The sequence below is a fragment of the Mycolicibacterium sp. lyk4-40-TYG-92 genome (assembly GCF_030209435.1).
GTDB lineage: Bacteria > Actinomycetota > Actinomycetes > Mycobacteriales > Mycobacteriaceae > Mycobacterium.
In genome coordinates this window covers 1-13,346 of the sequence record NZ_JARVRX010000004.1, presented here as the reverse complement: position 1 = coordinate 13,346, position 13,346 = coordinate 1, and the positions used below count along the sequence as shown (strand labels likewise).

Annotated in this window: 13 protein-coding genes; 8 read left to right on the top strand and 5 right to left on the bottom strand. The window is 67.8% G+C overall.

Features of this window, described 5'->3' with window-relative positions:
• Nucleotides 1–61: 61 nt before the first annotated feature.
• Complete coding sequence (locus tag QRN63_RS09645) at nucleotides 62–691, top strand: TetR/AcrR family transcriptional regulator (RefSeq protein WP_285030580.1); 630 nt, start codon at nucleotides 62–64, stop codon at nucleotides 689–691.
• A gap of 4 nt (nucleotides 692–695) precedes the next feature.
• Here the strand turns inward: QRN63_RS09645 and QRN63_RS09640 are convergent, their stop codons facing one another.
• The 5 genes from QRN63_RS09640 to QRN63_RS09620 form a co-directional block, all read right to left on the bottom strand.
• On the bottom strand, nucleotides 696–1,085 hold the full coding sequence (locus QRN63_RS09640; RefSeq protein ID WP_267317420.1) for a hypothetical protein: 390 nt from the start codon (nucleotides 1,083–1,085) through the stop codon (nucleotides 696–698).
• Nucleotides 1,086–1,134: 49 nt separating this feature from the next.
• Nucleotides 1,135–2,208 (bottom strand): alcohol dehydrogenase catalytic domain-containing protein, encoded by a 1,074-nt coding sequence (locus QRN63_RS09635; RefSeq protein WP_285030579.1) that lies wholly within the window; start codon nucleotides 2,206–2,208, stop codon nucleotides 1,135–1,137.
• Nucleotides 2,205–3,449, bottom strand: coding sequence for an LLM class flavin-dependent oxidoreductase (locus tag QRN63_RS09630; RefSeq protein ID WP_285030578.1), 1,245 nt, complete (start codon nucleotides 3,447–3,449; stop codon nucleotides 2,205–2,207). The genes QRN63_RS09635 and QRN63_RS09630 overlap by 4 nt, the downstream gene beginning before the upstream one ends.
• A 180-nt stretch (nucleotides 3,450–3,629) precedes the next feature.
• A complete protein-coding gene (locus QRN63_RS09625; protein ID WP_267317417.1) occupies nucleotides 3,630–4,259 on the bottom strand; it encodes a TetR/AcrR family transcriptional regulator in 630 nt (209 codons plus the stop codon).
• Nucleotides 4,260–4,272: 13 nt separating this feature from the next.
• A complete protein-coding gene (locus QRN63_RS09620) occupies nucleotides 4,273–5,889 on the bottom strand; it encodes a PucR family transcriptional regulator (RefSeq protein WP_285030577.1) in 1,617 nt (538 codons plus the stop codon).
• A 115-nt stretch (nucleotides 5,890–6,004) separates the two neighbouring features.
• Between QRN63_RS09620 and QRN63_RS09615 the strand changes: the two genes are divergently transcribed.
• The 7 genes from QRN63_RS09615 (at nucleotide 6,005) to QRN63_RS09585 (ending at nucleotide 13,262) form a co-directional block, all read left to right on the top strand.
• The gene (locus tag QRN63_RS09615) at nucleotides 6,005–7,504 is read left to right on the top strand and encodes a CoA-acylating methylmalonate-semialdehyde dehydrogenase (RefSeq protein WP_285030576.1); all 1,500 of its coding nucleotides are present in this window, start codon (nucleotides 6,005–6,007) and stop codon (nucleotides 7,502–7,504) included.
• Nucleotides 7,505–7,531: 27 nt separating this feature from the next.
• Nucleotides 7,532–8,914 (top strand): aspartate aminotransferase family protein, encoded by a 1,383-nt coding sequence (locus QRN63_RS09610; protein WP_285030575.1) that lies wholly within the window; start codon nucleotides 7,532–7,534, stop codon nucleotides 8,912–8,914.
• A gap of 45 nt (nucleotides 8,915–8,959) precedes the next feature.
• Nucleotides 8,960–9,688, top strand: a complete 729-nt coding sequence (locus QRN63_RS09605) for a (Fe-S)-binding protein (protein WP_285030574.1) — start codon at nucleotides 8,960–8,962, stop codon at nucleotides 9,686–9,688.
• The gene (locus QRN63_RS09600; protein ID WP_285030573.1) at nucleotides 9,685–11,160 is read left to right on the top strand and encodes a LutB/LldF family L-lactate oxidation iron-sulfur protein; all 1,476 of its coding nucleotides are present in this window, start codon (nucleotides 9,685–9,687) and stop codon (nucleotides 11,158–11,160) included. The genes QRN63_RS09605 and QRN63_RS09600 overlap by 4 nt, the downstream gene beginning before the upstream one ends.
• Nucleotides 11,157–11,774: a LutC/YkgG family protein gene (locus QRN63_RS09595; RefSeq protein ID WP_285030572.1), complete on the top strand. Its 618-nt coding sequence runs from the start codon at nucleotides 11,157–11,159 to the stop codon at nucleotides 11,772–11,774. The genes QRN63_RS09600 and QRN63_RS09595 overlap by 4 nt, the downstream gene beginning before the upstream one ends.
• Nucleotides 11,775–11,795: 21 nt before the next feature.
• Entirely contained in the window at nucleotides 11,796–12,920 is a 1,125-nt protein-coding gene (locus QRN63_RS09590; protein ID WP_267318007.1) for an epoxide hydrolase family protein, read from the top strand.
• A gap of 105 nt (nucleotides 12,921–13,025) precedes the next feature.
• A complete protein-coding gene (locus QRN63_RS09585) occupies nucleotides 13,026–13,262 on the top strand; it encodes a DUF559 domain-containing protein (protein WP_285030571.1) in 237 nt (78 codons plus the stop codon).
• Nucleotides 13,263–13,346: the final 84 nt, after the last annotated feature.

The window sequence follows — 13,346 nt, the reverse complement described above, 5'->3', positions numbered from 1 at the left end:
AGTGTTAGCTTGTTGCTGTCACAATAAGCTAACAACGTTCGCTAATTCAAGGGAGACGCAGATGGGCAGGCCCCGCGTACCGCTGCTCAACCGCGAACTCATCCGTGACACCGCACTGGAATTGATCGATCGAGACGGCCTCGCCGAAATGTCGATGCGCAAGCTGGCCGCCGAACTCGGCGTGCAGGCGTCGTCGCTCTACAAGCACTACCCCACCAAGGACGAGGTACTCGACGCCGTCGCGAGTCGCGTCGCCAGGGAAATCGACACCTCCGGTTTCGACCGCGGCGACGACTGGCAGGACGCGCTGGCGGCGTGGGCGCGCTCCCACCGCGCCGCGCTGGCGGCGCACCCGAATCTCGTGCCCTACCTGGCCACCGGGCCGGGCCGCCGCGATGTCAGTCTCCGGATCGCCGACGCCGTACACGGCGGCCTGGTCGGCGCCGGCTGGCCGCCACGTGAAGCGACCTTGATCGGCGCCGCCACCCGGTCGCTGGTGCTCGGGTCGACCGTCGGCTCCTTCTCACGCGGGTTCACCGACGATGTGCAGGTCTACCGCGACCGCTACCCGCACATGGGCCAGGCGCATCTGCTGCGCGGCAAGGCCGACCAGATCGACACGGCCGGTTTCGAGCTGGCGCTGACCGCATTCATCGACGGCCTGGCGCTGCGCTTCAACGCCCTCCCCTGACAAATCACTTCGCCGGGGGCGGCGGCTTTGGTGCACCGAAGGGGTTCAGCCTCGACACTCCCGGGATGTTCGACAGCAGCCGGAACACCTCGTTGCCGGTGTTCACCAGGGCTTCGAGTTGCGGCAGCAGGGCGTCGAGCGTGCGGAACATGGGATCGGCCATGGCCATGACACGTTCGGTGCGATCGATCGTCGTGTTGAGCCGCTCGGTGGCCACCGCCAGATTCTCGATGAGATCGGGTACCTGGGCGGCGAGCTGGACGGAGGCCGGTGGAATGCGCAAAGCACCGCTGGCCACCGCCTGCGTCATCTCGACGGCGGACTGGGCAGCATCGACGGCGGACTGGGCCGCGGCCTTCAGGTCGCTGGGCTTCGGAATCATTTGACCGGCCATACAGTTAACTGTGCCGCACCCGGGCCCGCCTGTCCCGTGATCGACACGGCTACGCGTCGGTAACGGTCCTCACGATCTCTGACGGCAGTACCAGGATCTTGACGTGCTCGTCCGGATTCCGCAGTGCTGTGAAGGCATCTGCGATGCCATCGAGCCCGGTACGTCCGGTGATCAGCGCCTCGGCGTCGACCTCGCCGGCCGCCAGTCGAGCCAGCACCTTTTCGTAGGCCTGCTCGTACGGGCCGTGGCCGAAGTTGATCGCGATCTGCCGCATCTGCGCCACCACCGGGATGATGGTCTCCTCTGCGAACGGGGAGGCCACCACCTGAATCCGCGAACCCCACGGCAGCGTGTGCGTCAACGTGTTGAGCGTGCCGACCCGGCCGCTGCACTCGTAGGCGATCAGCAGGCCGCCGCCGGTCCTGCCGCTGCCCAGTAGGTCGTTGTAGACCTCGATCGGGTCCTGCTCATTGGGGTCGACGACGATGTCGGCGCCCATCTTCGCGGCGAGCTCGCGCCGCTTCGGCGACGGCTCCGAGGCGATGACGAGATGCGCGCCGGCCGCCTTCGCGGCGAGGATCGTGCCCAGACCGATCGAGCCGCAGCCGATGACCAGTGCCGTGTCCGCGGGCGTCAGCCCCGACTGTTGCATGTGCATCTCGCCGACGTGCAGCGGCTCGGCGAGGGACGCGTGTTCGAGCGAGAGGCCGTCGGGCACATGCCGCACCCAGAAGGCGTCGACGACGATGTACTCACCGAACGCCCCGTGGTAGTCGTTCGAGTAGCCGATGATGGTCGGCATCCCGTCCTGCTCGGTGGTGATGCCCAGACCGGTGACGCGGTCGTCGACCTTGAAATCTTCGACGCCCGCGCCGGTTTCGACGACGACGCCGGCCCACTCATGACCGAGCACCACCGGACGGGTGGCGTCGAAGACGGCGAACGGGAAACCCGCGCCGGCGGCGACCGACACGAACCGGCACGGATCCTTGGACATGCTCAGGTCGCTGCCACAGATGCCGCACGCGGCCACCTTGATCCGCAGCTGACCAGGACCGGTGGCCGGGGGCTCCGGCACGTCGGTCACGGTGAACTGGCCGTCGATGAACTGTGCTGCCCTCATGCGTGCGCTCCTGCGGTATTGAGTTCGTTGGCGGGCGCCGGGGTGGCCGGCAAATCGGTCGGCTGCCCGTAGTAGTCGGTGTACGCCTTGGTGATGGCGCCCACGAGGTTGCCGATCAGCAGCTCGGAGTTGTCCTGCGCGAACTGCAGGCTGGCCTGCCGGGCGACGTTGCGACGGCGGAGGTGCGGGATGACCTCCGAGGCGAACAGCTCGTAGCTGCGCTTGGTGTTCTCCCAGTCAGCCAGGTCCACGTGCATGATCAGCAGGGTGCCGAAGCCGCCGGTCTTCTCGATCAGGCGATCGATCTGCGCGATGGCGTCTTCCGGGGTGCCGATGATGGCCTGACCGAACTCGCCGAGCGACTCACCCCGCCAGTAGTCGATGATGCCGGCCGGGGTCCGCGCCCAGTCCGGGTTGATGTTCTGCTGCCGGTTGACGTACGCCGCGATGTGATTGATGCGACGGCTGACGGCGCGCTCGGCCTCCTCGCGCGTCTCGGCGATGAACATCGGATTGACCAGACGCCACGTCGACCGGTCGGCCACGTAACCGTTCTCGGCCGAAACCTGTTCGTACACACCCCAGTTGCGGTCGAGCGACTCGTAGCCGGCCTGCGAGCTGGCGGCCAGCGACAGCAGCGACAGACCGTGCTTGCCGGCCAGCACCGAACCGTTGGGCGAGATGGTCGACGCGGTGGCGACCTCGATACCGGCCGGGTTGTACGTGGGCAGCTGAGCGCGGGCGTCGCGCAAAGTGAACCAGTCCGTCTCCATGTTGACGACCTCGCCGCGCAGCAGACGCAGCACGGCCTCGAGGGCCTCGCCCTGCATGCGGCGCTGGTTGGTGGTGGTGATGCCCATCATGTGCGCGTCCAGCGGAACCTTGCCGGGGCCGGTACCGACGATCAGCCGGCCGCGGGTCTGCAGGTCCAGCTGCGTGATGCGGTCCGCGGTGATCAGCGGGTGGTGGTACGGCAGCGACATCACGCCGGTGCCGAAGCGGATGCGTTCGGTGCGCTCGGCCGCGGCGGCGATGAAAATGTCAGGGGCCGGGACGATCTCGGCGCCGGTCGAGTGGTGCTCCCCCATCCATGCCTCTTCGAAACCGAGGTGGTCCAGGTGCGTCATCAGGTCGATGTCGCGGCGCAACTGCAGCGCCGGGTCGGCGTCGAGCGGATGGTACGGGGCGAGGAACGCCCCGAATTTCATGGACGTCGGGCTCCACTGGGCAACGCTGCTCACGGTGGTCTCCTGGTTCTCGTGGGGCTGTCGAGGCTTGCTCGGCCGACTGTAATCAGAACAATAGATTGAATCAAGTGATCCATAAATTTCGGCACGCTCGTCAGCCGTGAACGCAACGAAAATGCCCGCTGTAAGCGGCGTGTTGCCGTACAGACCCGGCCGCTCGCGGGAATCAGGAAATCAGGAATTCAACAGGCGCTCGGTGCCGCCGACGACGAACGTCACGAGGTCCTCGTAGAACGCCTCGAGGGCCGGGGCCGACAGCTTGGCGCGGTCCCATTCGTCGGCACGGCTGAGCCCCTGCACGAAGCCCATGATCGACACCGCCCAGCGGGCCTCGAGCCGGTCCGCGTCGGCGTTCGGGAAAGCCCGCCGAACCTGAGCCAGCAAGGCGACGCGCAGCTTGGGCTCGATGGTTTCGTCGGCCGGGCCGGCCTGGGTGATCTGGGCCATGATCTTGATCCAGCGCATCCCGCGGGTGCGCTGCCGGCGCAGCAGATCCAGATACGGCGCGGTGACGGCGCGCACCAACGCGTCGGGCGAAGGCGCGGCCGAATCCGCCGCCAGCACATCGACATTCGCCTGGATGGCCGAGCCCACCGCGGCGCCGAGGTCCAGCACCACCGCGCGCAGCAACTCGTCCTTGGAACCGAAGTGGTAGTGCACCGAGGCGGCGCCGAGGCCGGCCGCGGCATTGACCGAGCGCACCGATACGGCGTCCACGCCCTGTTCGGCGAAGAGTTTCTCAGCCGTCTTCACCAGCTTGGCGCGGGTGGCATTGCCCTGGCGGTTCTGCGATGTGCCCGACACGGTCAGAAGCATGTCACAGCGGTGCGCCGGCGCCACCGAAAGCGTTGCGTGTCTCCAGGATCAGCAACGCCACATGCAACGAGGTCACCGACTCGCCGTCGGCGAGATCGACGCCGAGAATCTGCTCGATGCGGTTCAGCTTCGCGTAGAGCGACGGGCGGCTCAGGTGCAGGCGCGACGCGAGCGCCGACTTGTTGCCACCGAGTTCCAGATATCCGCGCAACACATCCAGGAGCCGCTCACCACCACTTTCCATGTCGTGCAGGATCAGCGCGCGCAACTCCCCCTCGGCGAACCGCTGCACCCGCGGGTCTGTCCGCAGCATCGACAGCAGCCCGCGCAGCCGGATGTCGGCGACCCGGAAACAGACCCGCTGCGAGGCGGGCAGCGACAGGGCCGCGTCGGCGACGTGGGCCGCATCGGTGATGCGGTGGATGGCGTCGATCAACCCGGGTGCGGGCGTGCCGACGCCGAGTACCAGGCCGTGCGCGTCGACGGCGCGCTCGGCATCGCGCCGCAATGCCCGGCCCAGTGGTTCCAGCGTGCCGCCCGCGCGCGTGTTGAGCGACAGCACCATGGCGATCTCGCCGGGCCCGCGCAGCGAGAACAATCCGCTGTGGCCCAACGCTTTCACCGACCGGGTGACGACGTCGAGCAGGCGCGCGCCGCGGCGTTGTTCCGAGACCGGGTCGGTGTCGGCCGCCCAGCCGGCGATCCGCAGTGTCGCAGGCTGGTACTGCGCCGCCGGCCGCAGGCCCAGCGCGAAGGCGCGGGCGGTCGCCTCGTCCTCGAACCGGATTCGTTCGCGCGCAACGTCCTCCAGCAGACCGGCCTGCGCCTGATGCTCAATGTCGGTGCGGCCGCGCTCGGCCATGCGGTGCAACACCAGCGCCTGGGACGCCCGCTCCAACACCATGGTGAACCTGGCCGCGACATCCTCGGCGGGGCTCAGCGCGATCAGGCGGCCCCACGCATCCTCGCCGCGACCCACCTCGCTGATCACCCAGCCGTCGGTCCGTTCGGCGCCGGTCTCGTGCTGACGGGAGCGACGTTGCCAGTCCCGCAACACATCTGGCGTCGGCCGCCCGGCCGTCGCCACTGCGATCGCCTGGTGGGTGAGATCCTCGAGGACGACGGGCGCGCCGAGTAGGTTCGCCGCCGCCTCGGCGATCCCGGTGGGTGTGGCCCGGCGCATGCTCAGGTCGGTGAACACCTCGTGCGTCTGCCGCGCGAAGTCGACCTCCTGGTACTGGTCGGCGACGATCACCCGGTGCACCTGTTCGGTCACCTCGACGAACTTGATCACGCGGCGCACCGCCACCAGGGCCAGCCCGAGTTCTTCCGCGATCGCGCCGACGTTGACCGGCAGTGGCACGGCACCCGCACCGAGTTCGACGACGACACCGACGGCATGCGCGGCGGCCACCGAACGCAGGTAATCCAGGGGCGCGGCCCGCAACGCGGCACCGGTCGTCAGCACCAGCTCGCCACCCTGCAGGACTTCCGAGAGGTCCGGGACATCACTGACGTGGACCCAGCGGATCGGGCGGTCGAATCCCGTCGCGCAGAGAATCTCGGGCTCCCCCTGCTGGATGACCGGCAGGGCGACGATCTCGGCAACGGTCGGCATTTACAAAGTGTAAATCGAGAGATGGAACTGAATACAGATTGTCGGCCGATTCGAGGGCCCCACGGGGGCAAGCTGAGTGCACACCCCGCCCCGACCAGGAAGGCCAACTTCGACGATGACCACCTCGCAGACCATCTCGCACTGGATCAACAACGACGTCTTCACCGGATCCTCGGGACAGTCGGCACCGGTCACCAACCCGGCCACCGGCCAGGTCACCGGCCAGGTCGCACTGGCCAGCGTCGAGGACGCCCAGACCGTCATCAACGCCGCCGTCGCCGCGTTCCCGGCCTGGCGCGACACCTCGATCACCAAGCGCGTGCAGACCCTGTTCGCCTTCCGTGAGCTGCTCAACGCCCGCCGCGAGGAGTTGGCCGCGATCATCACCGCCGAGCACGGCAAGGTGCTCTCCGACGCCCTGGGCGAGGTGGCCCGCGGCATCGAGGTCGTCGAATTCGCCTGCGGTATCCCGCATCTGCTCAAGGGTGGCTACGCCGAGAACGCCTCCACCAACGTCGACGTCTACAACATCCGGCAGGCCCTCGGCCCCGTCGCCATCATCGCGCCGTTCAACTTCCCGGCCATGGTGCCGATGTGGTTCTTCCCCATCGCCATCGCCGCCGGCAACACCGTGGTCGTCAAGCCGTCCGAGAAGGACCCGTCGTCCTCGCTGTGGATGGCCGAACTGTGGAAGGAAGCCGGTCTGCCCGACGGCGTCTTCAACGTCCTGCAGGGCGACAAGACCGCCGTCGACGAGCTGCTGACCAACCCCGCCGTCAAGGCCGTCTCGTTCGTCGGCTCCACCCCGATCGCGCAGTACGTCTACCGGACCGCCACCGCCTCCGGCAAGCGCGTACAGGCGCTCGGCGGCGCCAAGAACCACGCGGTCATCCTGCCCGACGCCGACCTGGACTTGGCCGCCGACAGCATGGTCAACGCCGGTTTCGGCTCGGCAGGTGAGCGCTGCATGGCCATCTCGGCGTGCGTCGCGGTCGGCCCGATCGCCGACGACCTCGTCGCCAAGATCGTCGAACGCGCCGCCTCCATCAAGACCGGTGACGGCGCGAAGGGCTCGGACATGGGCCCGCTCATCACCAAGGTGCACCGCGACAAGGTGGCGTCCTACATCGACGCCGGCGAGGCCGAGGGCGCCAAGGTCGTGCTCGACGGCCGCAATGTCACCGTCGAAGGTGCGGAAGGCGGCTTCTGGCTGGGCCCGACCCTGCTGGACAACGTCACCCGCGAGATGAGCGTCTACACCGACGAGATCTTCGGCCCGGTGCTGTCGGTCGTCCGCGTCGAAACCTACGACGAGGCACTGGAACTGATCAACAACAACCCCTACGGCAACGGCACCGCGATCTTCACCAACGACGGTGGCGCGGCCCGCCGCTTCCAGAACGAGGTCGAGGTCGGCATGGTCGGTATCAACGTGCCGATCCCGGTTCCCATGGCGTTCTTCAGCTTCGGCGGCTGGAAGGCCTCGCTGTTCGGCGACACCCACGCGTACGGCCCCGAAGGTGTGCAGTTCTTCACCCGCGCCAAGGCCGTCACCCAGCGCTGGGCCGACCCCAGCCACGGCGGCATCAACCTGGGCTTCCCCGAGAACAACTGACCACGCCCCACAGACAGAGGACCTGATATGACCCTCGCCGCAGACCACATCCTGCCCGCCGGCCACACCATCGACTCGATGCGTGCCGAAGCCGAACGCGCCTACGCGCTGGACCGCGCCCACGTATTCCACTCGTGGTCGGCCCAGGCCGCGCTCAACCCCATGACCATCACCGCGGCCGAAGGCAGCTACTTCTGGGACGGCGACGGCAACCGGTTGCTCGACTTCTCGTCGCAGTTGGTCAACACCAACATCGGCCACCAGCACCCGAAAGTCGTTGCCGCCATTCAGGAACAGGCCGCCAAGCTGTGCACCATCGCGCCGCAGCACGCCAACGCCGCGCGTTCCGAGGCAGCCCGGCTGATCGCCGAGCTGACCCCCGGCGACCTGAACCACATCTTCTTCACGGGCGGCGGGGCCGACGCCAACGAGCACGCCGTGCGCATGGCCCGGCTCCACACCGGCAAGCACAAGGTGCTCGCCCGCTACCGCTCCTACCACGGTGGCACCGACCTGGCGATCAACCTGACCGGCGACCCGCGGCGGTTCGCCAACGATCGCGGCGCGGCCGGCGTCGTCCACTTCAACGGACCGTTCCTGTACCGCTCGGTGTTCCACGCCGAAACCGAGGAGCAGGAATCGGTACGGGCCCTCGACGAACTGCAGCGCGTCATCGAACTCGAGGGGGCGTCGACCATCGCGGCGATCATCCTGGAGTCCATCCCGGGCACCGCGGGCATCATGGTGCCGCCGCCCGGCTACCTGGCCGGCGTCCGCGCGCTGTGCGACAAGTACGGCATCATGATGATCGCCGACGAGGTCATGTCGGGCTTCGGCCGATCCGGAAAGTGGTTCGCCATCAACCACTTCGATGTCGTACCGGACCTGCTGACCTTCGCCAAGGGCGTCAACTCCGGCTACGTGCCGCTGGGCGGCGTCGCGATCAGCGACGCCATCGCCGCCACCTTCGCCGAGCGCGCCTACCCCGGTGGCCTGACCTACTCCGGGCACCCGTTGGCGACAGCGGCCGCGGTCGCGACGATCAATGCCATGCGTGAGGAAGGCATGGTCGAGAACGCCGCCCACCTCGGGGCGGACATCATCGGGCCGGCCCTGCGGGACTTCGCGCAGCGGCACCCCAGCGTCGGTGAGGTCCGCGGCACGGGCGTGTTCTGGGCCGTCGAACTGGTCAAGGATCGCGAAACGCGGGAACCGTTGGCGCCCTACGGTGGCAGCAGCGCCGCGATGAACGCCGTCGTGGCGTTCTGCAAGGAGAACGGCCTCATGCCGTTCACCAACTTCAACCGCATCCACGTGGTGCCGCCGTGCAACGCCACCGACGACGACGTCCGTGCCGGGCTGGAGATCCTCGATCGCGCCCTCGACGTGGCGGACCAGTACGCACAGTAAGCGCCTTTGCGCCGCACCGGCCGACATGAGCGGTACTGTCGGCCGGTGCGGATAGCCCTGTTCGCGACCTGCCTGGCCGATGCCATGTTTCCGGCTGCCGCCATCGCCACGGTGCGGCTGCTGGAACGGCTCGGCCATCAGGTGGAATTCCCCGCCGGGCAGACCTGCTGCGGGCAGATGCACGTCAACACCGGTTACCTGCGCGAGGCCGTCCCGCTGGTGCGCAATCACGTCACCGCGTTCACCGGCTTCGACGCCGTCGTGGCGCCGTCGGGGTCGTGTGTCGGGTCGGCGCGGCACCAGCATGCGATGGTGGCCCGCCGCGCCGGGGACGCCGGGCTCGCGGCTCGCGCCGAATCGGTTGCGGCACAAACCTTCGAGCTCTCGGAGTTCCTGATCGACGTGCTCGGCGTCGACGACGTCGGCGCCTACTATCCGCACCGCGTGACCTACCACCCGACGTGCCATTCGCTGCGGATGCTGGGTGTCGGCGACAAGCCGCTGCGACTGCTGCGCAACGTCCGGGGCCTGACCCTGATCGAGCTGCCCCATGCCGAATCCTGCTGCGGCTTCGGGGGCACCTTCGCCCTGAAGAACGCCGACGTGTCCACGGCGATGCTCGAAGACAAGATGGCGAACATCGCGACGACGGGCGCCGCGGTGTGCACCGCGGGCGACGCGTCGTGCCTCATGCACATCGGCGGTGGCCTGAGCCGGATCGGCAGTGACGTCCGCACCGTGCATCTGGCCGAAATCCTGGCGGCCACACCATGACCGCGGTGTTCCTCGGCCAGCCCGGCGTGGGAAATCTGCGCGGCGAGCAGAGTTTCCCGGCGGCGGCGCGGAAAGCGCTACTGGATCCGCAGCTACGTCACAATCTTGGCCATGCCACCGGCACGATCCGCGCCAAACGTCTTGCCGCCATTGCCGAATGCGACGACTGGGAACAACTGCGCGCCGCCGGCAGCGCGCTGAAACAGGATGTGCTGGCTCGGCTACCGGAACTGCTGGAGGAACTCGAAGCCAACGTCACGGCTCGTGGCGGCACCGTGCACTGGGCTCGCGACGGCGACGAGGCCAATCGCATTGTCGCTGAGCTGATCCGGGGAACCGGCAGCACCGAGGTCGTCAAGGTGAAGTCGATGGCCACGCAGGAGATCGGGCTCAACGAATACCTGGAGGCCCAGGGCATCACGCCCATCGAGACGGATCTGGCCGAGCTGATCGTCCAACTCGGACACGACAAGCCGAGTCACATCCTGGTCCCGGCGATCCACCGCAACCGCGCGGAGATCCGGGACATCTTCAAACGCGAAATTCCCGGCGCCGGTGACCTCACCGACGAACCCCGCGTGTTGGCGATGACCGCCCGCGCGCATCTACGGCGAAAGTTCCTGTCCGCCAAGGTCGCCGTCAGCGGCGCCAACTTCGGGGTCGCCGAGACCGGGACGCTCGCGGTCGTCGAATCCGAGGGCAACGGGCGCATGTGCCTGACGCTGCCCGAAACCCTGATCACCGTGATGGGCATCGAGAAGGTGATCCCGCGTTTCACCGATCTCGAAGTGTTCATGCAACTGCTGCCGCGGTCGTCGACCGCCGAGCGGATGAACCCGTACACCTCGATGTGGACCGGCGTGCACCCCGGCGACGGCCCGCAGCAGTTCCATCTGGTGCTGCTCGACAATGGCCGGACCCGCGCCCTAGCCGACGAGGTGGGACGTGCTGCGCTGCACTGCATTCGGTGCAGCGCCTGTTTGAACGTCTGCCCCGTGTACGAACGCACCGGCGGGCACGCCTACGGCTCGGTGTATCCCGGGCCCATCGGCGCGATCCTCAGTCCCTTGCTGACCGCGACCACCGGCCACGACGATCCGAACGCGAGCCTGCCGTACGCGTCCTCGTTGTGCGGCGCCTGTTTCGAGGCGTGCCCGGTGCTGATCGACATCCCGTCGATCCTGGTGCATCTACGTGCGGTGCAGGTGGATCAGGAAAGAGGAGTGCGCGGTGTCCTTCCCTCCGGACAGGATCTGGCGATGAAAGCCGCGGGCTGGGCCATGGGTTCGGCGGCGCGGTTCGGGCTGGCGGAAAAAGCCCTCGCCGCGGGCAGGCTGATCGCAGGCAACGATCACCGCATCAGCAGGCTGCCCTGGCCGGCATCCAAATGGACTGGCAGCCGTGACATTCCGGAACCGCCCAAGGAAACGTTCCGGCAGTGGTGGGCCCGCAACCGGGGCGGCGAACAATGACCGGCGCGCGGGCAGAGGTACTGGGGCGCATCCGCACCGCACTCGGATCGGCGCCGCCGGCCGCGGTACGGGTGCCACGCGACTACGACCGCCAGGCCCTCACCGGCCGCGGCGACGTCGAACGATTCGCCGAGACGGTGGCCGACTACCGAGCCTGCGTGCACCGCGTCAGACCGAGCGAGGTGGCGGTGACCATCGCGGCGCTCGTGGGCGCCGGAACGGCCGTGATCCCCGCGGAGCTGCCGCCCGACTGGGTCACCGGCATCCACACCGTCGTCGACGACCCGCCCGTCGGCCTCGACGTGTTGGACCGCGTCGATGCGGTCGTGACGGGCTGCGCCCTCGGGATCGCGGCGACCGGCACCATCGTGCTGGATGCCGGTGTGGCACAGGGACGGCGCGCGCTGACGCTGGTGCCCGACCATCACGTCTGCGTCATCCGGACCGACCAGATCGTCGATACGGTGCCGCAGGCCTTCTCGGCGCTCGACCCGTCGCGTCCACTGACCTTCATCTCCGGGCCGAGCGCGACGAGCGATATCGAACTGCAGCGCGTCGAAGGCGTGCACGGTCCGCGCACGCTCGACGTAGTGATCGTCGGAGTCGACCGGTAAGAATGGATCATTGTGACCGACATCGCACCCTTTCAGATCGCCGTCCCGGACGCAGTACTGAACGATCTGCACCGCCGTCTGACCAACACCCGCTGGCCGGAAGCCGAATGCGTCGACGACTGGAGCCAGGGCATCCCCCTCAGCTACACCCGCGCCCTGGCCGACTACTGGGCGGACGGCTACGACTGGCGGGCCCGCGAGGCCGCGCTGAACCGGTTCGATCAGTACGTCACCGAGATCGACGGCTTGGACATCCATTTCATCCACCAGCGGTCGCCGCACCCCGACGCACTGCCGCTGATCATCACGCACGGATGGCCCGGCTCCATCGCCGAGTTCCAGAAGGTCATCGGGCCGCTGACCGATCCGACCGCGCACGGCGGACGGGCGGAAGACGCGTTCCACGTGGTGTGCCCGTCGCTGCCCGGTTATGGCTTCTCGGGTAAACCCGCCGCGACCGGCTGGGGCGTCGAGCGGACCGCACGGGCATGGGACGACCTGATGGTGCGACTCGGCTACCCCCGTTACGGTGCCCAGGGCGGCGACTGGGGTGCGGCCGTGACCACCCAGATCGGCCGGAACGTGGGGCATTGCATCGCGATTCACACCAACATGCCGATGGCCCGTCCGCCGAAGGGCACTACGGAGTTCACCGCCGAAGAGCAGTCGGCACTGGCGGCGCTACAGCGCTATCAAGACCACGACTCCGGCTATGCCAAGCAGCAGTCCACCCGGCCGCAGACGATCGGGTACGGCCTGGTCGACTCACCCGTCGCGCAACTGGCCTGGATCGTCGAAAAGTTCTGGTCGTGGACCGACCACGACGGTGACCTGGAGAGTGCGCTGAGCCGCGACGAGATGCTCGACGACGTGATGATCTACTGGGCCACCGCCACCGGGGCATCGTCGGCGCGGCTGTACTGGGAGAGCTTCCGGGTGTTCGGCGGCGGGCAGCAGAAGGTCGAGCTGCCCACCGGCGTCGCATCGTTCCCGAAGGAGATCCTGCGAGCGCCGCGGTCCTGGTGCGAGACCGGCTACAACGTCACGCACTGGACGACGATGCCGCGCGGTGGCCACTTCGCGGCATTCGAGCAACCCGAGTTGTTCGTCGACGACGTGCGGACGTTTTTCGCGACGGTGCGCTGACAGCGACGAGTTATCCCCAGTGTGAGGTCTGTGCTCAAGACGACCGATATCGCAACCGTGGCCGACGCTCATCGCGGAATCGCAGGGGCGGCGAGGCTGCGCGCCATGCTCGAGCTTCTTGACGGTGATATGGGGTGGCCGGAGTGGCAGGTCGCAGTCGAATACGACGGCGTCCAGCATTGGACGGATCGTCGTCAGCGGTCGTGGGATATCGACCGGATCGCACTAATCGAGGCCTCCGGGTGGTCCGTGGTGCGGGCCAGTGCCGAGTTGATGTCGCGACCGCAGGTCATCATCGATCGAGTGCTGGCGAAACTACGCGCAGCCGGTTGTTCCATCTGACGACTGTGAGCCCTGTGCAGGGATCCTGCCGGGCGGATTCAAGGTTCCAGTGCAACAGCGGGTGAACTGAACGGATTGCACAGT